At 44.6% G+C, this 22,009-nt stretch carries 17 protein-coding genes; 12 read left to right on the top strand and 5 right to left on the bottom strand.

Annotation, left to right across the window (positions count from 1 at the left end; genetic code table 11):
- Positions 1-47 precede the first annotated feature (47 nt).
- From serC to IGI78_RS13485, 3 genes are read left to right on the top strand one after another with little or no spacing between them, the layout of a single operon-like run.
- Entirely contained in the window at positions 48-1,127 is a 1,080-nt protein-coding gene (serC, locus tag IGI78_RS13495; RefSeq protein ID WP_005228215.1) for a 3-phosphoserine/phosphohydroxythreonine transaminase, read from the top strand.
- A complete protein-coding gene (locus IGI78_RS13490; RefSeq protein ID WP_081117859.1) occupies positions 1,128-2,312 on the top strand; it encodes a phosphoglycerate dehydrogenase in 1,185 nt (394 codons plus the stop codon).
- Positions 2,312-3,535: a DUF1015 domain-containing protein gene (locus IGI78_RS13485; protein ID WP_195266144.1), complete on the top strand. Its 1,224-nt coding sequence runs from the start codon at positions 2,312-2,314 to the stop codon at positions 3,533-3,535. Before IGI78_RS13490 ends, IGI78_RS13485 begins: the two co-directional genes overlap by 1 nt.
- Positions 3,536-3,577: 42 nt before the next feature.
- On the opposite strand, the gene IGI78_RS13480 is transcribed toward IGI78_RS13485, so the two are convergent.
- Positions 3,578-4,927 carry an Nramp family divalent metal transporter gene (locus IGI78_RS13480; RefSeq protein WP_005231816.1) on the bottom strand — a complete coding sequence of 450 codons (1,350 nt, stop codon included), beginning with the start codon at positions 4,925-4,927 and terminating at the stop codon, positions 3,578-3,580.
- A gap of 156 nt (positions 4,928-5,083) precedes the next feature.
- Positions 5,084-7,426 carry an ATP-binding cassette domain-containing protein gene (locus IGI78_RS13475; RefSeq protein WP_430618079.1) on the bottom strand — a complete coding sequence of 781 codons (2,343 nt, stop codon included), beginning with the start codon at positions 7,424-7,426 and terminating at the stop codon, positions 5,084-5,086.
- 138 nt (positions 7,427-7,564) lie between these two features.
- Here IGI78_RS13475 and IGI78_RS13470 point away from each other — a divergent pair, with 138 nt between their 5' ends.
- The 8 genes from IGI78_RS13470 to IGI78_RS13435 all read left to right on the top strand — a co-directional run bounded on the left by IGI78_RS13470 (position 7,565) and on the right by IGI78_RS13435 (position 18,101).
- On the top strand, positions 7,565-8,050 hold the full coding sequence (locus tag IGI78_RS13470; protein WP_195266140.1) for a MarR family winged helix-turn-helix transcriptional regulator: 486 nt from the start codon (positions 7,565-7,567) through the stop codon (positions 8,048-8,050).
- Positions 8,051-8,210: 160 nt separating this feature from the next.
- Positions 8,211-9,998: a glycoside hydrolase family 13 protein gene (locus tag IGI78_RS13465; RefSeq protein WP_034872136.1), complete on the top strand. Its 1,788-nt coding sequence runs from the start codon at positions 8,211-8,213 to the stop codon at positions 9,996-9,998.
- Between the two features lie 304 nt (positions 9,999-10,302).
- Positions 10,303-11,355, top strand: a complete 1,053-nt coding sequence (locus IGI78_RS13460; protein ID WP_195266138.1) for an aspartate-semialdehyde dehydrogenase — start codon at positions 10,303-10,305, stop codon at positions 11,353-11,355.
- Positions 11,356-11,477: 122 nt separating this feature from the next.
- Complete coding sequence (locus tag IGI78_RS13455) at positions 11,478-13,160, top strand: ribonuclease J (RefSeq protein WP_010749981.1); 1,683 nt, start codon at positions 11,478-11,480, stop codon at positions 13,158-13,160.
- Positions 13,161-13,402: 242 nt separating this feature from the next.
- Complete coding sequence (locus tag IGI78_RS13450; RefSeq protein ID WP_015510327.1) at positions 13,403-14,842, top strand: MFS transporter; 1,440 nt, start codon at positions 13,403-13,405, stop codon at positions 14,840-14,842.
- 198 nt (positions 14,843-15,040) lie between these two features.
- Positions 15,041-15,724, top strand: a complete 684-nt coding sequence (locus IGI78_RS13445) for a metal-dependent hydrolase (RefSeq protein WP_005228247.1) — start codon at positions 15,041-15,043, stop codon at positions 15,722-15,724.
- A gap of 37 nt (positions 15,725-15,761) precedes the next feature.
- Positions 15,762-17,093, top strand: a complete 1,332-nt coding sequence (locus IGI78_RS13440) for a DRTGG domain-containing protein (RefSeq protein ID WP_005228249.1) — start codon at positions 15,762-15,764, stop codon at positions 17,091-17,093.
- Between the two features lie 54 nt (positions 17,094-17,147).
- Positions 17,148-18,101, top strand: a complete 954-nt coding sequence (locus IGI78_RS13435; protein WP_195266136.1) for a DHH family phosphoesterase — start codon at positions 17,148-17,150, stop codon at positions 18,099-18,101.
- A 138-nt stretch (positions 18,102-18,239) separates the two neighbouring features.
- On the opposite strand, the gene dapD is transcribed toward IGI78_RS13435, so the two are convergent.
- The 3 genes from dapD to dapA are packed head-to-tail and all read right to left on the bottom strand — an operon-like array spanning position 18,240 to position 20,616.
- On the bottom strand, positions 18,240-18,953 hold the full coding sequence (gene dapD / locus IGI78_RS13430; RefSeq protein ID WP_005228253.1) for a 2,3,4,5-tetrahydropyridine-2,6-dicarboxylate N-acetyltransferase: 714 nt from the start codon (positions 18,951-18,953) through the stop codon (positions 18,240-18,242).
- A 12-nt stretch (positions 18,954-18,965) separates the two neighbouring features.
- Positions 18,966-19,721 (bottom strand): 4-hydroxy-tetrahydrodipicolinate reductase, encoded by a 756-nt coding sequence (gene dapB / locus IGI78_RS13425; RefSeq protein WP_015510324.1) that lies wholly within the window; start codon positions 19,719-19,721, stop codon positions 18,966-18,968.
- 13 nt (positions 19,722-19,734) lie between these two features.
- The gene (gene dapA / locus IGI78_RS13420) at positions 19,735-20,616 is read right to left on the bottom strand and encodes a 4-hydroxy-tetrahydrodipicolinate synthase (protein WP_008380503.1); all 882 of its coding nucleotides are present in this window, start codon (positions 20,614-20,616) and stop codon (positions 19,735-19,737) included.
- Between the two features lie 222 nt (positions 20,617-20,838).
- Here dapA and IGI78_RS13415 point away from each other — a divergent pair, with 222 nt between their 5' ends.
- Positions 20,839-22,008, top strand: a complete 1,170-nt coding sequence (locus tag IGI78_RS13415; protein ID WP_005228259.1) for a M20 metallopeptidase family protein — start codon at positions 20,839-20,841, stop codon at positions 22,006-22,008.
- Position 22,009: the final 1 nt, after the last annotated feature.

Below are 22,009 nucleotides of genomic sequence, written 5' to 3'. Positions count from 1 at the left end.
TCTGTTATAATGATTTTCACATCTAACATAAAGGAGAGATTTTTTGTATGACAGTTTATAACTTTTCAGCTGGTCCTGCCGTATTGCCCCGTCCCGTATTGGAGAAAGCACAATCCGAACTTTTGAATTACCGCGGAAGTGGGATGTCCGTTATGGAGCTGAGTCATCGATCCTCCTTGTTTGAAGCGATCATTAAAGATGCAGAAGCACTTTTACGAAAATTAATGGGAATTCCTGAAAACTATCAGGTACTGTTTTTACAAGGCGGCGCGAGTCTCCAATTCAGTATGATCCCTTTGAATCTTGCACAAAACAAAAAAGCCTTATACGTAAATACCGGTTCTTGGTCGAAGAAAGCTATTGAAGCAGCAAAAGCGCTTGGAAACGTGACGGTGGAAGTCGTTGCCTCTAGTGAGGATCAAAACTTTACCTATATTCCAGAAATCTCAGAAGATGCGATCGATCAAGAAGCGGCTTATTTGCATATCACCACGAACAATACCATTGAAGGGACGGCCTTTCAAACGATTCCGCAGGCTGGCAATGTGCCGATCGTAGCAGACATGTCCTCAAATATTTTAGCCAATGACTATCGCGTAGAAGACTTCGGTGTGATTTATGCTGGGGCCCAAAAGAATATTGGTCCTGCAGGGTTGACGGTAGTGATCATCCGAGAAGATTTACTCAATGATGATGCTGTTTTCGCTCCAATGCTGGATTATCGTTTACAGGCTAAAAATGACTCATTGTACAATACACCACCAACGTATGCTATCTATATTGCTAAATTGGTGTTTGAATGGTTGGAAGAATTAGGCGGCATTCCTGCAATTTTAGAACAAGACCGCCAAAAAGCGGCGCTTTTATACGAAACGATCGAAGCCTCTGCTCTTTACAGTAGTCCTGTGGCTGTTGATAGCCGTTCACTAACGAATATTCCTTTTGTAACAGGGGATAAAGCATTAGATCAGCGCTTCAATGAAGAAGCTGTCAAAGCCGGTTTTGAGAACTTGAAAGGGCATCGTTCCGTCGGAGGAATGCGAGCAAGCTTGTACAATGCCTTTCCATTAGCTGGCGTTCAAGCGTTAGTCGACTTTATGAAATCATTTGAAGCGGAGGTCAAATAAATGTTCCAAATCAAAACATTCAATGCGATCGCACCAGAAGGATTACAGCGTTTAGAAAAAGAAAAGTATGCCATCAACGAAAGCGACCAACCGCAAGGGATTTTGCTGCGCAGCCAGAAATTGCACGATTACGCTTTTCCTGAAAGTGTCTTAGGTGTTGCCCGTGCAGGGGCTGGGACCAACAACATTCCCGTCAAAGCATGTACTGAAAAAGGGATCGTCGTCTTTAATACGCCAGGTGCCAATGCCAATGCGGTCAAAGAATTAGTGATCGCTAGTCTGCTCTTAAGCGTCCGTCCGATTTTACGAGGTGCCCAATGGGTGCAAACCTTGAGCGGTGATAATGTGGAAGAACAAGCAGAAGCACAAAAAAGTCAATTTGCTGGAACAGAGTTAGAAGGCAAAAAGTTAGGAATCATCGGCCTTGGTTCTATTGGAGCGATGGTCGCCAACGATGCTTATCGTCTAGGGATGGAAGTAGTCGGTTATGATCCTTACGTGTCAGTGGATACTGCTTGGACGATCTCTCGTCGGGTCAAGCGTGCCAATGATATTGCGGAAGTCTTTTCAACCTGTGATTTTATTACGGTTCATGTGCCGCTAATGGAAAACACCCATCATCTCGTCGGGGAAGCCGAACTTGCGAAAATGAAACCAACAACGAAGCTATTCAACTTTTCTCGTAAAGAAATCGTCGATACAGATGCCGTTTTACGTGCGTTAAAAGCCGACCGTTTAGCGGGCTATACGACTGATTTTGCGGATGAACAATTGCTGCACAATGAAAAAGTCCTCGTCTTGCCGCATTTAGGTGCATCAACAGAAGAAGCTGAAGTCAACTGTGCCAAGATGGCAGCCCGAACATTGAAAAAATTCTTGGAATTCGGGACCATCAAGCGCTCGGTGAATTTTCCAACCGTTGAGATGGCCTTTCATTCGCCTTATCGTCTGACGATCATCAATCGCAATGTACCGAATATGTTAGGTCAGATTTCGTCGATCATTGCTGAATCTGGGATCAATATCGACAATATGCTGAATCGTGGACGGGAAGACTTTGCTTACACCCTAGCCGATGTCGCTTCTGAAGATGAAGCATTGTTGAATCAATTAGCCGATAAACTGCGGGAGAACGAAAATATCGTTCGTGTGCGGGTCATCAAGAATCAGGAGGTCGGGTATTAATGGTTCAAGTATTTCCGTTTAAAGCCATTCGTCCAGACGCTTCAATGGCAGAAAAAGTGGCCGAGCTACCGTATGACGTGGTCAATTCACAAGAAGCCGCAGCGTTTGCGCAAGGCAATCCTTACAGCTATTTCCACATTGACCGTTCGGAGATCGACTTGCCAGGAATCGATCCTTATGATCCACAGGTGTATCAAAAAGCGGCAGAAAATCTTGCATCTTTTCAAGAAGCAGGCTGGTTGATCCAAGAAACGGCGCCCGCATATTATTTGTATGAATTGACGATGGCTGGCAGAAGGCAAACTGGGCTTGTCGCCTGTACCTCGATCGATGATTACGTCGCTGGGAAAATCAAGAAACACGAGTTTACCCGTCCAGAAAAAGAAATCGATCGGATCAACCATATTCTGGCATGTGATGCCAATACAAGTCCGATTTTCTTGAGCTATCGCCAACCAGCAGCAGTCAAAGAAGCGATCGATGCGTGGCAAGAAGAGCATGCGCCAATCTATGATTTTGTCAGCTATCATGAGGTGCAACATCGTGTTTGGCTAATCGATGATCCAGCGCTAGTCGCCTCTTTTGCCCAGCAGTTTCAAGCTGTAGATGCCCTTTATATTGCGGATGGGCATCACCGCACAGAGTCAGCAGTCAAAGTCGGCTTGCAAAAGCGAGCCGATGGCCAAAGCAGTCAAGAAAGCGACCGCTTTTTAGCGATTTTATTCCCAGAAAATGAATTGGCGATTTGGGAATACAATCGGGTTTTGCGGGTACCAGTGCCAGATACCTTTTTTGAGCAGGCAGCCCAGCATTTTACGATTCGAGAAACTACAAGGAAGAAACCAGCGCAACGTGGTTCGATTCATCTGTACCTAAACCATGCGTGGTGGGAGTTGACCATCAAACCGGAAGCTGTGCCGCAAGATGCGGTAGGACAGCTGGATGTGTCGCTTTTACAACAATACGTGCTGGCTGATATTTTCGCGATCCAAGATGTGCGGACAGACAAACGCATTGATTTTGTCGGCGGAATTCGTGGTCCAGAAGAATTGGAACGTTTGGTAGATAGCGGAGAATGGACATTGGCCTTTTCCATGTATCCAACGCAAATGGCCGATCTTTTGGCAGTAGCCGATGCGGGAGAAATTATGCCGCCAAAATCAACTTGGTTTGAACCAAAACTGTTGAGCGGTCTGTTTTTACATGATTTAGAAACGAATTAACCAAAAAAAGCTTACGAGGCTAGCTCGTAAGCTTTTTTTCTATTAGAAGTTGCCGAGTGTTTCGATGATCAAGCGGACATTCAAGACCGTCAGTGCAATGGCACAGATCCAGCCTAAGGTAGAGACCCATAGCGGATTCTTGAAGCGTTCCCCCATGATTTTTTTTGAGCTGGTAAAAAGAACCAACGGAATCATCGAAACGGGTAAGGCGATGCTTAAAAAGACTTGCGAATAAATCAGCAGATCGTCCAAGGCTTGTTCGTTGCCGCCAAAGTAAATCGTACAAAGCAAGACGGGGATCACCGATAAGCCACGGGTGATCAGACGTCGCGCCCAAGTAGGGATCTTCATATGGATAAATCCTTCCATCACGACTTGCCCCGTCAGTGTCCCAGTGATCGTTGAATTTTGACCAGATGCCAAGAGCGCCACGGCAAACAGAACGCTCAAGACTGGACTGGCGACAGCACCAGCAATGGAGGAATCTTGCAAAGCATCAAACAGCGCGGAGAAGGTGCCGACTTCTTCACTATGACCAAAGAACAAGGCGCTTCCTAAGATCAAAAGCAGGCAATTGACCAAAAACGCAGCGGATAATTGGATATTGGAATCCCAAGTAGCGAACCGCACGGCCGTTGCCACTTCTTGGGTATCGCTGCGATCGATTTTTCGTGATTGGGAGATCGAAGAATGCAGATAGAGATTATGCGGCATCACAGTCGCACCAACGATCCCCAACGCCATTGTCAGCTGCCCATGGTTCAAGACTTGCTTTTGGGGAATAAAGCCTTGCAAGACAGCAGGCAAATTTGGTTGAGCAATAATGACTTCGTAACAAAAGACCAGCATAATGACCAAAATCAGTGTCATGACGATCGCTTCGATTTTTCGGAAACCCAATTTCATTAAAAAGAGCAGAAGCAGTACATCGAAAATCGTTAAGATGACCCCAACTAATAAAGGTAAGCCAAATAGTAGATTGAGAGCGATCGCTCCTCCGATCACTTCCGCGATATCCGTTGCCATGATAGCCAATTCGGTGACGATCCACAAGACAAAGCCTAAGCCTTTGCTGGTGTGTTTACGAGTTGCTTGCGCAAGGTCCATCTGGGTCACGATCCCTAGCTTGGCTGCCATGTATTGCAGCAGCATAGCGATCAAACTGGAAATCAAGATCACAGAAAGTAAGAGATAGCCATATTCAGCACCGCCACCGATCGAGGTGATCCAGTTTCCTGGGTCCATATAGCCCACGGCTACCAATGCCCCAGGACCAGAAAACGCTAAGAGATTGCGCCAAAAGCTGCCGTTTTTTGGAATGGCAACTGTATTATTTATTTCTTCCAAGCTAGGACCGTTGGCCGCTTGGATCAATTTTTTTTCATCATTCATCGTTTCACGTCCTATCTTTTTAGGTATACCTAAAAACAAATCTATTGTATTCCTCATTTATGAATTTTTCAAGAGAAACCTTTTGGAAGTCAGAAGGAAGGACAAAAAAACAGCAGCCAAAGGAATGGCTACTGTCTGCTGGGTTTTCTTATAAAATTAGTCGGCGCGTAAAGCGATCGCTGCATCTTTCTTCGCTGCCATTCGAGCTGGAATGTGGCCGCCAATCATCGTTAGGACGGTGCTGACGGCAATCAAGATCAGGCCGTGGACCGGATTTAATTGAGCAACATTTTCGAGATCAGTCATGCTATATAAGATCGAGTTGATCGGGAATGTAGCTAACCAAGCAATTAGGACACCTAAAGCCCCTGAAGCGATCCCTAAAATACAGGTTTCGGCATCAAAGACGCGGGTGATGTCTTTTTTACGAGCACCTAATGCTTTTAAGACCCCAATTTCTTTCGTACGTTCTAGTACAGAGGTATAAGTGATGATACCGATCATAATCATGCTGGTTACCAAGGAGATGCCTGCAAAAGCGATCAAGACATAGGTGATCGCATCCATCAAGCCACCAGTCAATTGAGTCATCGTACCGGCTAAATCGGAATAAACGATTTGGTCTTCTTTGTCTTTGCCTTTGTTGAAGTCATCCAAGTAATCAAGGATTTTTTCTTTGGCACTGAAATCATTCGGATAGATCATAATGCTGTTTGGTAAATCACTACCGCCAAGATAAGCGATCAATGAATCTTTGGCACTTTCGTCAACGGGTTCATTCGTCATCACGTTGGTGTCGCTATCTTTTTGTGCTTGGACGATCGCTGAGTCTTGGTTTTCTTTGATGACTTCTTGCGCGAGGGCATCACTGTAGGCAATGCCGGTTGAAAGCAAGTTCATCGTAGAGTTTTGCTTGATACGTAAGATTCCGCTGATCGTTAATTCTTTGTTGTTGCTGTTATCGAAAACTTCATTTATATCTTGGTTTGGAATGAAGTTTCCAGTCGGCAATTCGGTGTAAAAGGCATCATTAGACGCCAATGTGATTTTTGTTCCCACGATATCGTCGAAGGAAACCGTGTCACCATCTTCAATATCAAAACCGAGATTGATCAATGCATTGACATTCGTTACGTTGTTTTCATCGACGATCAAAACGACATCTGTGCTGGCACTTGGGTAGCTGCCTTCTAAAAGGTCATAGTTGTCTTTTAAGAAATTGCCGTTATCCTCTGATAACTGCTCAGGGAAAGTCGAAACCCCAATACCGGTTGAGGCACTCATGGCAGACATCATGGCATTGGTTTGTTCATTGTCAGGCGACGCGTTGGAGAAGCTGACTTGTTCCACATTGTCATCGATCTTGCGGAAAAGATTCAATGAAGTGGAACGAGTGTAGCCGATATTGTTACTTAACTCAGGATCAATGTCGTTGATGTAATCGAGAAACTCTTGATCGATTTTGTTGATATGAGTTGCACGATCCGTATCACTTAATTTGGCAGTGACCTCTTTATCTGAAGGGAAATCTTCAGATTTCTCCCGCGTACCCATCGCTGATGGATCTTGTTCAGTGGCCACTTGTGAGATCGTGATCGGAAAACGAGCTAATGTTTCTGACTGGGTATTGTCGATTTGTTTTTGGAATCCCGTTGACAGTGACAAAACAATGGCGATTCCGATGATTCCGATACTAGAAGCAAAGGCTGTCAAGAAGGTGCGCCCTTTTTTTGTGCGGATATTGTTAAACGACAAACGTAAGGCCGTCATGAAACTCATTTTTGTGTGCTTTAATTCGAATTGGTCTTTCTTTTGTCCTTCGACATGGGGGTTCGAATCTTTAATGATTCGTCCGTCTTTGAATTCAATGATCCGTCCAGCGTATTTGTGGGCCAATTCAGGATTATGGGTAACCATGATGACCAATTTTTCTTTTGATAGTTCTTGGATCAGTTCCATGATTTGGACACTTGTCTCTGAATCCAAGGCACCTGTAGGTTCATCACAAAGGAGGATATCAGGATCATTTGCTAAGGCACGAGCGATCGCTACCCGCTGCATTTGACCACCAGAAAGCTGATTTGGTTTTTTGTGCATATGCTCAGCTAAGCCCACACGCGTCAAAGCATCGGTTGCTTTTGCGCGTTTTTCTTCTTTTGACACACCGCTCAAGGTCATCCCAAGCTCGACGTTGTCGATGATGCCTAAATGACTGATCAAATTGTAGCTTTGGAAGACAAAGCCGATCGAATTGTTCCGATAGGCATCCCAGTCACGATCTTTAAAGGATTTCGTTGATTTGCCATTGATGATCATATCACCAGAGTCGTAATTATCTAACCCGCCGATCACGTTCAACATGGTTGTTTTCCCAGAGCCGCTTGGCCCTAAAATGGCAACAAACTCTTGTTTACGAAAGGCGACGGTGACGCCGTCGAGGGCTTTCGTAGTACTGGAGCCAACTGTATAATACTTCTTGATATCTTTTAATTCTAACATGGGGTCACTCTTTTCTTGCCGTTTTCACGATTATTTTCATTATGTAACCACGCTATCATAATGGTTAACAAAAATCAACGATTATCATTGTTTAAACAAATAATTTATACTAAACTAAAAACAGAAAAGAGGGAGAGTATGGAAAAAGCGTTAGGAACATTCAATATGGCGGTATTTGCGGAGATCTTTTCGCTGATGGGAAACATATTGTTTGAAGAAATCGGTCTGGAAGATTTAAAATTGACCAAAATGGAAATCTTGGAACTCGTGGTGATCTCTAGTAATGAAGGAATCACGATGTCCGAGTTGGCCCAGCAAATCGGTACGTCAAAAGTCCAAATCAGTCGTTCGATCTCGGGGTTGGAAAAGGCTGGCTTTGTGGTACGCAAAACCAACGGCGTCAATCGTCGCAACGTCAATGTTTATTTGGAAGAAGCTGGGAAGCAGTTGTTTGTCCAAAAGAAAAAACAAGTGGAAGACCGCTTGAATGCCAAAACCGCTCAAATGGCTGTGGACGATATCCAGCAGTTGAGTCAGTCGTTGACGGAGGCAGTGGGGATCTTGCGGAAATATGACATTTTACGGACTGGCAATCAATGTGAGAAGAAGACACCGTTTGATTAAAAATGGGTGAAGCAATCGTTTGCTTTTTAATTACTGAATTAATTTCATATTAACTTATATTATCGATTTTTTAGATAAAGCAACCGATTGCGTTTTTCTCTTGTTTTGACTTCTGATTTGTGCGACAATGAGTATATCAAACAAGTCAAAGGAGTCTGCTATGAATACTACTGCCATCTATCATCGTCCCGAAAGTGAATTTGCGTATTTGTACGAGAAGGATAAAATGCATATCCGTTTGCGTACCGCCCGTCAAGACGTCCGCCATGTCCAGCTGCTTTGCGGTGATCCTTACACACTGTATAAAGAAGCGTGGTACCAACAAAGAATTGAAATGCAAAAAATTCTTTCCACGGACTTGCATGATTATTGGCAAGTATCGGTCGGAGCAGAATTCCGCCGTTTGTCTTACGGCTTTTCCATCGAAAGTTACGATGGGTTGCATGTCTTCTATGGGGATCACGGGGTCTACCCCTTTGAACAGCAATATTTAGAAATGAACAACAATTATTTTCGGATGCCTTACTTCCAAGAAGCCGATCGTTTCAAAATTCCCGAGTGGGCGAAAGAAACGGTTTGGTATCAAATTTTCCCTGAGCGCTTTGCGAACGGGGATCCATCAAATGATCCAGAAGGTGTATTGCCATGGGGTTCAAAAAATCCCGATCGCCAAGACTTTTTCGGTGGGGATCTACAAGGGGTCATCGATCATTTGGATTATCTTGTCGATCTAGGGATCAATGGGATCTATTTCTGTCCGATTTTTGAGGCCTATTCGAATCACAAGTATGATACCATCGATTATTTGGCCATCGATCCTGCTTTTGGTGATAACGATACCTTTAAACGATTAGTGGAGGAATGCCACAAACGCGGCATCAAAGTTATGTTGGATGCTGTTTTCAACCATATGGGGGATACTTCGCATCAATGGCTAGATGTCATTAAAAACGGCAAAGATTCGCCGTTTGCTGATTGGTTCCACATCAATGAGTTTCCTGTCAACTACAAAGAAGGGGAAAACTTTGAAGACGCTTATGACATCACCTATGATGTTTTTGCCTTTACGCCGCATATGCCGAAACTCAATACGGAAAATCCCGATGTGCAAGATTATTTGTTGAAGATCGCTCGTTATTGGATCGAAGAATTTGATATCGATGCTTGGCGCTTGGACGTGGCGAATGAAGTTAGTCACTTCTTCTGGAAAAAATTCCGCCAAGTGTGTGATGAGGCCAAAGATGATTTTTATATCCTTGGGGAAATTTGGCATTCTTCTCAACGCTGGTTACAAGGCGACGAGTTTCATGCAGTGATGAACTACGCCTTTACAGATGCAATTATTGAATATTTTGTCAAAGACGAGATCTCCATGACGAAAATGGTCTCGGAATTAAATAACCAGCTGATGTTGTATCGGGAGCAAACCAACCAAGTGCAGTTCAATATTTTGGATTCTCATGATACCCCGCGTTTGTTAACTTTGGCTCGGGGAGACAAAGACTTGATGCGCCAAGTGATGGCCTTTACGTATCTGCAACAAGGCGTTCCTTGCCTGTATTACGGCGATGAGATTGGTTTGACCGGTGATATGGATCCGGATTGTCGTAAATGTATGATTTGGGATGAGGAAAAGCAAGATCGTGATTTGCTGCATTTCACCCAGTCATTGATCAAACTACGCAAAGACAACCAAAAAGTCTTATCTGAAGGTTCCTTGAGTTGGAACTGGGTTTCGGAAGAAGATGGCCTGATCATTTTCGAACGAGAGTTGGGGGCACAGCGGATCATCGGTATTTTCAACACTGGCGAGGACCAACTTACACTCTCTCGTCCTGATTCAATTTTGATGGAACAGTTTGTCCAACTGGAAGATGAGACGATGATCATTGATAACAAAGGCTTTGCTATCGTGAAAGTAAATAACGAAGAATCGAATGAAGCATAAAAATGAGGCAAGAATTGCATATGCAATTCTTGCCTCATTCAATGTTTTGGGTATTTTTAATTTCCCCATGCACGTTGGAAAGAATCTTCCCCAAAATTCCTTCTGTCGGTATTATATCCTATAACACCTAAATGTGACAAATGATAACCCTTAAATATAGGTAGTTTTTTCCAAAAACGGGGAAAACGATTGAAAATTTAGATAGTTCTGCCTTCTTTTTGCGCTTCTTTCCACGAAAGGTCTTTTCTTTTTTACAAGATATGATAAACTAGTAAAAATGTATTTTTATTCGAGGAGTGATTTGATGAGTACAGGGTATCACATAGCAGTTGTCGGAGCTACCGGCGCAGTAGGAACAAAAATGATTGAGATGTTGGAGAAGACCACGTTGCCGATCAAAAAAATAACGTTGTTGGCATCCAAACGTTCTGCTGGGAAGACCCTTGTGTTCAAAAATGAACCGCTCGTTATTCAAGAGCTGACCGCAGATTCCTTTGCGGGAGTCGATATTGCATTGTTCAGTGCCGGTGGTGGCATTTCAAAACAATTTGCTCCAGAAGCAGTCAAACACGGTGCAGTCGTGATCGACAATACCAGTCATTTTCGGATGGATCCGAATGTTCCTCTAGTCGTTCCTGAGGTGAATCCTCATGCATTAGCGCAACATAAAGGAATCATTGCCAATCCGAATTGTTCAACGATTCAAATGATGGTGGCATTAGAACCGATTCGTCAAAAAGTCGGTTTATCGAGGGTCTTGGTTTCAACGTATCAAGCAGTTTCCGGTGCTGGCGCACAAGCCTTGGCTGAATTGACTCGTGAATCTCAAGAACTATTAGCCGGCAAAGCCGCTGATGAACTAAACCCTGAGATTTTACCAGCAGGCAGCGATAAAAAGCACTACCCAATCGCGTTTAACGCTTTGCCGCAAATCGATGTTTTTTCCGAAGAGGATTATACTTACGAAGAGTGGAAAATGATCAATGAAACGAAGAAGATCATGGAAGATACGCAGATCAAAGTAGCAGCTACGTGTGTGAGAATCCCTGTGTTTAGCGGTCATTCGGAGTCGATTTATATCGAGACCAAAGACCATGCCAGTGTTGAGGAAGTTAGGCAGTGGATCAGCGAAGCGCCAGGAGCTGTCTTACAAGATGATCCGAGTCAACAAGTATATCCGCAAGCTTTGACCAGTGTGGACAAAACGGAAACCTTTGTTGGTCGGATTCGCAAAGACTTGGATGTCGAAAACGGCTTGCATTTATGGGTCGTTTCTGATAATTTACTGAAAGGTGCGGCATGGAACTCCGTTCAAATCGCCGAAAGCCTGCATCAGCAAGGATTAGTTCATGTGTAAACCATAAGTTTTTCAGAAAAGTGTGGTGAATGCCACGCTTTTCTTTTTTTTGTTGTATAATAATAGGGACGGCTTATGCTTGGGAAATAATACAGTAGAAAAAAATTAAGAGGTGAATAAAAGTGGAAACGATAAAAATCATTCCTCTTGGCGGTGTACGCGAAAACGGAAAGAACATGTACATTGCTGAAGTTGGCGAGGATATATTTGTGCTGGATTGCGGTGTCCGTTATCCAGAAAATGAATTATTAGGGATCGATACAGTGATTCCAGACTTCACATATTTAGAAGAAAATGCCGACCGTGTGGCGGGTGTCTTCTTGACCCATGGGCATGCAGATGCGATTGGTGCATTGCCTTATTTCTTGGAGAATATCCAAGTACCGGTCTTTGGGACCGAGTTAACGATCGAACTAGCAAAATTGACCGTGAATAAAAATGAAGCTACCAAGCGCTTCAAAGATTTTCATGTGATCGATGAACATTCGGAGATCGACTTTGGCCATGCGACCATCAGCTTTTTCCGTACGACCCACTCTATCCCTGATTCTGTTGGAATCAGCGTAAAAACAGAAGCTGGCAATATCGTTTATACAGGAGATTTCAAGTTTGACCAAACAGCGATCCCTATGTATCAAACCGATTTTGGCCGCTTAGCGGAAATTGGAAAAGAAGGAGTCTTAGCATTGCTAAGTACGTCTTCAAATGCCGAAAATCCAACGCCGATTGCTTCTGAATTGACGATCCAAGATGAAGTTTATGACAATATCCGTTACTGGGAAGGTCGGATCATCGTCGCTAGCGTTGCTAGCAATTTACAACGGGTGCAACAAGTACTAGATGCGGCATTTCGTTCTGATCGCAAAGTCGTTTTGACCGGGCAAGATTTTGGTCGGATCATCAAAACGGCCATGAAGTTAGGGAAATTAAAATTACCTGCCGAAGACTTGCTGATCACCCAAAAAGAAATGAAAAAATACTCAGACGAACAGTTGTTGATTTTAGAAACAGGTCGCATGGGGGAACCAATCAAAGCGTTGCAAAAAATGGCCAACGGCTCTCACCGGACGCTGCGCATCAAAGAAGGAGATCTTGTTTACATCACAACGACGCCGACAACGGCAATGGAAACGGTGGTTGCGAAAACGGAAGATATCATCTATCGCGCTGGCGGTACCGTAAAACAGATCTCGGATAATTTCCGTGTTTCTGGTCATGCCAACCCGAATGATCTGCAGCTGATGTTGAATATGATGAAGCCGAAGTACTTTATCCCTATTCAAGGCGAGTACCGCCAATTAGCCGCCCATGTGGACTTGGCGCAAGAAGTCGGGATTCCGATGAAAAATATCTTCATTACTGCACGTGGAGATGTGTTAGAATACAAAAAAGGCGAAATGCTTGCCGCAGGTGCGGTTCCAGCTGAAAACGTCATGATCGATGGGATCGGTGTCGGTGACATTGGGAATATCGTCCTGCGAGACCGCAAAGTCTTATCTGAAGACGGAATCTTCGTTGCGGTAGTGACGATCAATCGTCGTGAAAAGAAAATTATTTCTGCCCCTCAAATCACTTCTCGCGGGTTTGTCTACGTGAAAGCCAGCCGTGACCTGATTCGTGAAAGTGGCGAGATCGTAGAAGAAATCGTAGAAAAACACCTTCATGATGAAGAGTTTGAATGGAGCAAATTGAAACAAGATATCCGTGATCGTTTGAGTCGTTTCTTGTTTGAACAAACCAAACGCCGTCCCGTCATCTTGCCGGTCATCATGGAATCAAGCCAAAGAAATCGCAACCGTAAATAATTCGTTTTGACCTACTGACAAAAGCAGGTGAAAGAATAGCCGTTTGACGGCCGATTTCTTTTCACCGAAGCTTTTGTCTTTTTTTGTGCAAGAAAACAAGCGGCGGTTTTTTTACAAAATGACCTTTATTTTGGTCGTGATGAGCAGATAAGGATTGACGGCGAATGGATTTCGATCAATAATACAAAGTTGTCCCCCTAAGACTAGAGGAACAAAACAAGCAAAGAGAGGATGGTCGATTTGTGAATAGTTATCAAGAAAATCCCGTAGTACAACAGAGAAAGTGGTGGATTCTCATTGCTGTTTCGATGTTTACCTTTATGTCAACATTGGATGGGAGTATCGTAAATATCGCATTGCCGACGATCTCAGCAGATATGGGTGTACCTATGAATCAAGCGGAATGGGTCGTATCCGTCTACTTGATGATCGTTTGTGCCTGCCTTTTGTTATTCGGTAAAGTAGGGGATAGTTGGGGCAAAATCAAAGTATTCCGCTTGGGGATGCTGATCTTTATTATCGGTTCACTGTTATGCGGGTTTAATCACTCCTTAGCATTTCTGCTATTTGCCCGAGTGGTGCAAGCGATCGGTGCCAGCATGACGATGGCGACGAATACCGGAATTATTACCGAAGTCTTTCCTATGAGTGAACGAGGACGCGCCTTAGGGATGATCGGTGCCTTTGTTTCGTTAGGCTCCATCGCCGGTCCTGGGTTAGGCGGAGTGATTTTGGCGCATTTTTCTTGGCCGTTTATTTTTTGGATCAATGTTCCTGTCGGTATTCTGACGATGATTGCTGGAGAAAAGGTGTTGCCAAAAGATATCACCATGAGTCATGATTCCATCGATAAAACCGGGTTTGTGCTGTTTTCAATTGCAATTATTAGCTTCTTTGGCGGCATTTTTCTTGGACAAGAGCGTGGCTTTCTAACGTGGCTGCCGCTGCTGTTGGTGGGGATCGCCTTAGTGGCATTCATCGTCTTTTTGCGAGTAGAAGCGCGTGTGAGCAAACCGCTGATTACCTTTGGGATCTTTCGTAATAAAATTTTCACCATGAGCCTGATCACGGCGTTGCTGATCTTTTCTGCAAACTTTTTTGTCAATGTCGTGATTCCCTTTTACTTGCAAAGTGCCCGAGGCTTAACGCCGAGCGTGGCAGGAATGCTGATGATGGTCTTTCCTTTGATGATGGTCATTGGTTCACCACTTAGCGGCTATTTGACGGACCGTGTAGGACCGGAGATCTTGGTCTTAGCTGGCTTAGCGTTGCTGTCCATCACTCAGCTGATGTATATGTTTATGAATCAGCATACGCCGATTTGGTACTATGTCGTCGCTACTGCCATCATGGGGTTAGGCAATTCGTTGTTCCAATCCCCCAACAATACGATGGTGATGAGCAGCGTCACCAAAGAAAATCTTGGGGTGGCAGGTAGTCTAAATTCCTTTGCCCGTAACTTGGGCATGGTCTTAGGGATATCCTTAGCAACGACGATTCTTTATGCCGCAATGAGTCAAGCCTATGGGAAGCATGTGACGACCTATATCGCAGGTCGGGCAGATATTTTTGCCTATGGCATGAAAATCACCTTCTTTGGGGCGTTCCTTCTTTGTATCACGGCGTTATTCTTAACAGTCTGGCGCATCTATAAACAAGGCGGACGTAAGAAAACGCTATGATCGCTTGAAGTCATCAGGTCGAACTGTTCTATTCCTTATTCAGAAAGGGTAGAACAGTTTTTTTATTTTTCTTGACAAGAACCAGAAAAAGGACGGATGTAATAAAGCTGCCAGAATTTGTGCTTTTGGATTTCTGGCGTTATCTGTTATAATGAAAAATATTAGACTGTATTACTTAGATGGAAAGGGGAATGTTGTATGAAACTTACGTATCACGGACACTCGGTGCTTGCTATCCAATTAGCGGATGGCCAAAAATTGTTGTTTGACCCTTTTATTACTGGAAATGCTCTGACTGATTTGGATGCAGACACAGTGGAAACCGATTGGCTTTTGATCACGCATGGTCATAGCGATCATATTGGGGACATGGTGCCGATCGCCAAAAGAAATGAAGCACCAGTGATCAGTGTCGTTGAAATTTGCCGCTATGCAGCCCGCAAAGGCGTTGCTGAGACGCATGGCATGAATATGGGAGGCTCTTTTGAGTTTCCGTTTGGCAAAATCTCAATGGTGGAAGCGAAACACAGCTCTGGTCTTGAAGAAGACGGAACGATGATCTATATGGGCAATCCAGTGGGGATCATTTTAGAAGCAGAAGGCAAAACCATCTACCACGCTGGCGATACTGCCCTCTTTAGCGATATGGCGATGATCGGTGAACGTTTCGACATCGATGTGGCGTTTTTACCGATCGGGGATAATTTTACGATGGGCGTTCAAGATGCTGCAACAGCAGCGGCGCTTTTAAACGCGAGCAAAGTAGTACCGATCCATTACAATACGTTTCCAATGATCAAGCAAGATCCGCAAACCTTCGTGAATTTATTGCCGGCAGGTGTGGGCCAGATCCTTGCAGTCGGTGAGACATTAGAAGTTTAAGCAACAGGAAGATTCGTAGTAGGAATAGGGGATAATTATGGCGACAAAACACGACTTGATTTTAGCGCATATCGAGAATCTGCCTGTAGGCGATCGCATCTCGGTGCGGGGAATCGCAAAAGACTTGAATGTCAGTGAAGGAACAGCCTATCGGGCGATCAAAGATGCGGAAAATATCGGCTTGGTTTCAACGATCCAGCGTGTGGGAACCATCCGTATCGAACGGAAACTAAAGAAACACATTGAAAAACTAACTTTCGGCGAAGTCGTCCAAATCATTGAAGGCGATGTTTTAGGCGGCGCTGCCGGTTTAGACAAAGACTTGAACAAATTTGTTATCGGCGCCATGAAGGAATCGGCAATGGAACGCTACATCACGCCTGGTTCTTTAGTGATCGTCGGAAACCGTAACGAAGTCCACAAGTTGGCACTGGAAGATGGCGCAGCCGTCTTGATCACGGGGGGCTTTGAAACCTCAGAGGAAATCTGTCGCTTAGCAGACGAATTGGAGCTGCCGATTTTACAAACGACCTATGACACCTTTACCGTGGCAACGATGATCAACCGTGCCTTGAGCGACCAGCTGATCAAAAAGGACATCATGCTGGTGAGTGACATTTATATGCCATTGGAAAAAACCAAGTATCTGCACACCTTCGATACGGTCAAGGATTACAAACTGCTTTCGGAGTCTACCAACCACTCCCGCTATCCAGTCGTCAACAAGAATATGCGGGTCGTTGGGATCATCACAGCCAAAGATGTCCTAGAAAAGCCTGACACGCAGATCATCGAACGAATCATGACCCGGGAACCACGGGTCGTAAAAAAAGAGATGAGTGTGGCCTCTGCCAGCCATCAGATGATTTGGGATGGCTTAGAAGTGATGCCCGTCGTAGCAGATGACCTTTCTTTGATCGGGATCGTTACACGCCAAGACATCATGAAAGCGATGCAGATGGTCCAACGACAAACACAAATTTCAGATACGATTTCAGACCAAATCTCGGGACAGATGCAAGTCATCGAACAAGATTTTGAAGGGAACAAATTGCCGCAGCCGCATTTCAGCTTTGCGGTGACGCCTCAAATGGTCAATGAAGTCGGAACGATCTCTTTTGGTGTCTTGAGTGAAGTGATCGCTAATACGGCAAAACGTACCATGCAGTTGAATCAACGGCGCAATAGTTGGATCGAACAAGTCAATCTGCATTACTTCCGTTTGATCCAATTAGAAAGCGAGATCATCATTCAACCGAAGATTCTAGAACTGGGGCGACGTTCGGCGAAAATCGATATTGAAGTATCGATCGAAAATTCCTTAGTGGCAAAAGCGATCGTGGTATGCCAAGTAATGGAACGCCCATAAATCATCGAAAACGGCACTTATGGAAAAATTTTAGAGAGAAAGTTGAGACCATTCATGAAGGTACAAGAAGAAATACTTGCAACAATCAAAGCATTCGACCGAATCATTATCCATCGGCACCAACGCCCTGATCCAGATGCATTAGGATCACAAGTGGGCTTGGCAGAAATTTTACGAGCTAGTTTTCCCAAAAAAGAAATCTATCAAGTCGGCGGACCTGTTGAAGGATTGGATTACTTGGCGCTGATGCAGACGATCCCTGATGATTTGTATAAAGGGGCACTAGTGATCGTTACAGATACGGCCAATGCACCACGGGTCAGTGACCAACGCTATGATCAAGGGGCGAAATTGATCAAAATCGATCATCACCCTAATGATGAGCCTTACGGAGAGCTGGTCTGGGTCAATACAAAAGCCAGCAGCTGTAGTGAGATGATCGTTTCGTTTTGGCAAATGTTTCAAAACGAGCTGACGATGACGCAAGAAGCGGCTCGTCTGCTATATGCAGGCATCGTTGGTGATACTGGACGGTTTTTATATCCGGCAACGACAGCGACAACGCTGCGCTTAGCGGCTGAACTATTGGATTACGGTTTTGATGCACCGAAGATCAATCGGCAATTGGATCAAGTCTCTCGCAGTGTTGCTCGCCTTTCAGGGTATGTCTACGAAAACATCGAAATCGATGAGATTGGTGCTGGCAAAGTGATCCTATCACAAGAATTGCAGCAGCGTTTTGGCGTAGTGGATTCGGAAACCTCAGCAGTCGTTTCCTTACCAGGGAAAATCGATGAGGTGCTGGCTTGGGCGATCTTTGTCGAACAACCAGAAGGCTATTACCGAGTGCGGATGCGTTCGAAAGGTCCAGTGATCAATGAGATCGCCAAACGTCATCATGGCGGCGGACATCCCCTTGCCAGTGGAGCAAACGCAAAAGACCTTGAAGAAGTTGCCGTGATCTATCAAGAGATCCAAGCAGCGATCAAAGAATTTCAAGCAGAATAAACACTTTCACAAGAACATTTGCCAATAAAAAAGGGCGTGCCAAAAGCTTTCGGCACGCCCTTTTTTAGACAAAACGCAGCGCAGGCTCATCACTGAACCCGCACTGCGTTTTTTTGTTTATTTTTGAGAAAAGCGCGGTTAGCCCCGTAGATCGTCTAAAAATTCGGTTTTGCTTTTCGTTTTCTCGTCTTTCATTTTGATGACTTTGGCTGGTGATCCAGCAACGACTGCGCCAGCAGGGACATCTTCAGTTACCACAGAACCGGCAGCGACGACTGCACCTTCGCCGACACGGACACCTTCAAGGACAACGGCATTTGCACCGATCAAAACATTGTCTTCAATGATGACTGGGCTTGCTGAAGGTGGCTCAAGAACGCCAGCCAAGACAGCACCAGCGCCAATATGGGCTTTTTTCCCAACGGTTGCTCGGGCGCCTAAAATCGCACCCATGTCGATCATGGTTTCTTCACCAACGACGGCACCAATGTTGATCACGGCCCCCATCATGATAACGGCATTTTTTTCAATGATGGCTTGGTCACGGATAAAGGCACCTGGTTCGATACGGGCATCGACTTTCGTCAAGTCCAATAAAGGGATTGCTGAGTTGCGGCGATCATTTTCCAGATAGTGATCGGTGATTTTGTCTTGGTGCGCGGTTAAAAACTCAGCCACTTTTTGACTGTCACCAACCACGAAATAGAAAGTGCCGTTACCAAACAATTGGATGCCATCTGCTTGGACGTTACTAAGATCTCCATTGATATAGACTTTTACAGGTGTTTGTTTATTTGCTTCTTTGATGTATTTTGCTAATTGATAAGGATCGGAAAATTGTAATTCTGTCATGAGAGACCACCTTTACTTGTCGATTAGATTTTGCATGGAATAAAAACCAGCTGGTTGGTTGGCTAAAAATTCCGCTGCTTTTAGCGCACCATTGGCGAAGATTTCGCGGGAGAGCGCTGTGTGTTTTAATTCAATGATTTCATCCTGCCCAGCGTAGATGACAATGTGTTCTCCAGGAATCGTTCCGCCGCGAACGGCATGGATGCCCATCTGCTTGCGGTCATTTACTAGATCACTGCCTTCACGCCCGTAGAGATACTCTTTTTTCGTTTCGCAGCTGTCATTGATACTATCTGCCAACAGCAAAGCTGTACCACTTGGTGCATCGAGTTTTTGATTATGATGCTTTTCGATGATCTCAATGTCAAAGTCAGCTTCTAATGCGGGGGTGATACTTTGTAGTGCTTTGATCAGTACATTGATCCCCAACGACATATTGGCAGAATAGAAAACTGGGATCACTTTAGCAGCCAACGGCAGCATCATCTGCGTGTCTTCCGTCAAACCAGTTGTAGCAACCACGATAGGCAGCTGCTGTTCGACACAATAGTTCAATAAGGCAGGGACATTGCTATAATGAGAAAAATCAATCACCAAATCGATCGGCTGCGTGATTTTTTCTGGACGATCATAGATCGGAAAGGGACCATCTAATTGCTCGGTACGATCCAAGCCGGCGGCCACTTCTAACTGAGGGTGCTTTGCGATTAGGCTTTGCAACACTTTGCCCATACGACCGTTTGCACCGCTTAATAAAATCTGTTTCACCAAAAACTCCTCCTTACAGCAATCCGTAATTGGTCATTTCTTCTTCTAAATGAACGAGGGTCGCATCTTCTGGGACACCCAAAGGCAAACGATAATGCAATTCGCATTTGCCTAGCAAGGAGACCGCTGCTTTGATCGGCACAGGATTTACTTCACTGAAAATCGCATCGATCAACGGTTTTTGTCGCAATTGCTCTTTGATGGCGGCTTTTACATCACCATTTAAGAAATCAGCAACGAGTTGTGCCGTTTGTTTCGGAGCGATATTGCCGATCGTTGAAATCACGCCAGAGCCACCTAAAGCTAGAATTGGGGTTACTTGATCGTCATTTCCTGAGTAGATCGCAAAGTCATCATCCGCAAGACGAGCGATTTCTGCGATTTGCGAAATGTCGCCGCTGGCTTCTTTGATGCCTTTGATATTAGGGATTTTTTTCAGTTCTGCCACAGCTTCAGGTGTTAAATTTAGGCCGGTTCTTGAGCTGACGGAGTATAAGATCACTGGCAGCTCAACGCTTTGACAGATTGCTTCATAGTGAGCGACTAAACTTTTCTTGGTCGCTTTGTTGTAGTAGGGTGTTACAACCAATAATGCGTCAGCACCAACGCGCTGTGCTTCTTTTGAAAGATGGATCCCATGTTGGGTGTTGTTGGAGCCTGTTCCGCCGATGACTGGGATTCGACCAGCAACTTGTTTTACCACCGCTTCGATCACCGCGATATGTTCTTCATCGTCTAACGTGGATGCTTCACCGGTCGTACCGCATGCAATGATTGCATTCGTTCCTTGCTGCACATGCCACTCCGCTAACTCCTTCAGCTTATCGAAATCCACCGAACCATCTTGAAGCATAGGGGTGATCAACGCAACGCCAGAACCTTTGAATATTGTCAAACTACGACACATCCTTTCAACCAATTTATTTTTCGTAACTCTACGTATAAGTGTACCAAAACGAGGGGTAAAATTTTCAATAAAAATCGAAACATTTCGACAATTTATACTATAGATTATTCGAATTATATACTATAATATTAAACAATATCAATGAAAAACTGAATATTCGTTGGTTTTTATGGATATTTTTAAAAGGAATGAATAGAAAGGTGTTTTAACATGCAAGTATCGCAAGCAGTCAAAGAATTAACCGAAGACGTGGTTCGTTTTCGTCGTGAATTACATACAATCCCTGAATTAGGGTTAACTGAGTTCAAAACAAAGGAATACTTGCTGCGTCAGTTGCAATCCTTTGGGATCAAAGAAATCTATCCAGTGATTGAAACCGGCTTGATTGCGGTCTTTCGCAGCGATCGCCCAGGAAAGACGCTGGCCTTTCGAACGGATATCGATGCACTACCGATCAAAGAAGAGACAGGTGTTTCCTTTGTTTCCAAACATGAAGGGAAAATGCATGCCTGCGGTCATGACGGCCATATGGCAACGATGCTAGGGTTTGCTAAATATTTGGCAACACATCCTGAAGTGATTCGTGGAACGATCGTTTTGATTTTCCAACCAGCCGAGGAAAGCCCTGGTGGCGCTCAATTGATGATCGATGAAGGCATCTTACGAGATTTTGGTGTGGAAAAAATCGTGGGGCTGCATGTCTTCCCAGACTTTCCCGAAGGAGTCATTGCGAGCCGGAAAGGTCCGATGATGGCCCGTAACGGCGAGATCAATCTAACGATCAACGGCACGAGTGCCCATGGTGCCCAGCCTCATCAAGGACATGATGCCATTTTAGCCGCGGCTGCGATTATTCAAGGATTGCATTCGATCATTTCACGCAATATCAGCCCGCTTTCTGCTGGGGTCATCACTTTTGGGAAGATCCATGGGGGAGATGCGGAAAATATCATTCCCGGTAAGGTCGTTTTAAAAGGAACGATGCGGGCGTTTGAAGATGAAGTCTATGAAACGATGACGCGCAGAATCACCACTGTCGCACAAGAAATCGCCAAAGGATATGATTGCACGGCGGATGTCGAATTCGAACATCTTTATCGTGTCGTGGACAATGATCCTGAGATGGTGGAAGTGTTGGAAAAAGTGGTCGGGGAGAGCTACCGAGAAACACCACCATATATGTTGGCAGAGGATTTTTCGATGTACCAAAAGGAGATCCCAGGTGTCTTTTTCTTTGTGGGTACCCGAAATGAAGAAAAAGGCTATGTCCACCCTTTACACAGCAGCAAAATGAATTTTGACGAAAAAAATCTATTGCAAGGCATCGAATGCTACGTTCGTTTGATCGAGGCGTTGAACGAGCCAACAGACAAGGAGTAAA

The organism is Enterococcus sp. DIV1767 (genome assembly GCF_050542585.1).
GTDB classification, from domain to species: Bacteria; Bacillota; Bacilli; order Lactobacillales; family Enterococcaceae; genus Enterococcus_D; species Enterococcus_D innesii.
This window is presented reverse-complemented; position numbering and strand designations above follow the sequence as displayed.

Excerpts from the sequence above, each read along its gene's own strand:
- IGI78_RS13490 (WP_081117859.1), top strand. The coding sequence starts at position 1,128 with ATGTTCCAAATCAAAACATTCAATGCGATCGCACCAGAAGGATTACAG.
- dapD (WP_005228253.1), bottom strand. The coding sequence starts at position 18,953 with ATGACAGAATTACAATTTTCCGATCCTTATCAATTAGCAAAATACATC.
- IGI78_RS13415 (WP_005228259.1), top strand. The coding sequence starts at position 20,839 with ATGCAAGTATCGCAAGCAGTCAAAGAATTAACCGAAGACGTGGTTCGT.
- IGI78_RS13460 (WP_195266138.1), top strand. The coding sequence starts at position 10,303 with ATGAGTACAGGGTATCACATAGCAGTTGTCGGAGCTACCGGCGCAGTA.
- IGI78_RS13440 (WP_005228249.1), top strand. The coding sequence starts at position 15,762 with ATGGCGACAAAACACGACTTGATTTTAGCGCATATCGAGAATCTGCCT.
- IGI78_RS13475 (WP_430618079.1), bottom strand. The coding sequence starts at position 7,426 with ATGTTAGAATTAAAAGATATCAAGAAGTATTATACAGTTGGCTCCAGT.
- IGI78_RS13435 (WP_195266136.1), top strand. The coding sequence starts at position 17,148 with ATGAAGGTACAAGAAGAAATACTTGCAACAATCAAAGCATTCGACCGA.
- IGI78_RS13445 (WP_005228247.1), top strand. The coding sequence starts at position 15,041 with ATGAAACTTACGTATCACGGACACTCGGTGCTTGCTATCCAATTAGCG.
- IGI78_RS13485 (WP_195266144.1), top strand. The coding sequence starts at position 2,312 with ATGGTTCAAGTATTTCCGTTTAAAGCCATTCGTCCAGACGCTTCAATG.
- IGI78_RS13470 (WP_195266140.1), top strand. The coding sequence starts at position 7,565 with ATGGAAAAAGCGTTAGGAACATTCAATATGGCGGTATTTGCGGAGATC.
- serC (WP_005228215.1), top strand. The coding sequence starts at position 48 with ATGACAGTTTATAACTTTTCAGCTGGTCCTGCCGTATTGCCCCGTCCC.
- IGI78_RS13465 (WP_034872136.1), top strand. The coding sequence starts at position 8,211 with ATGAATACTACTGCCATCTATCATCGTCCCGAAAGTGAATTTGCGTAT.
- IGI78_RS13480 (WP_005231816.1), bottom strand. The coding sequence starts at position 4,927 with ATGAATGATGAAAAAAAATTGATCCAAGCGGCCAACGGTCCTAGCTTG.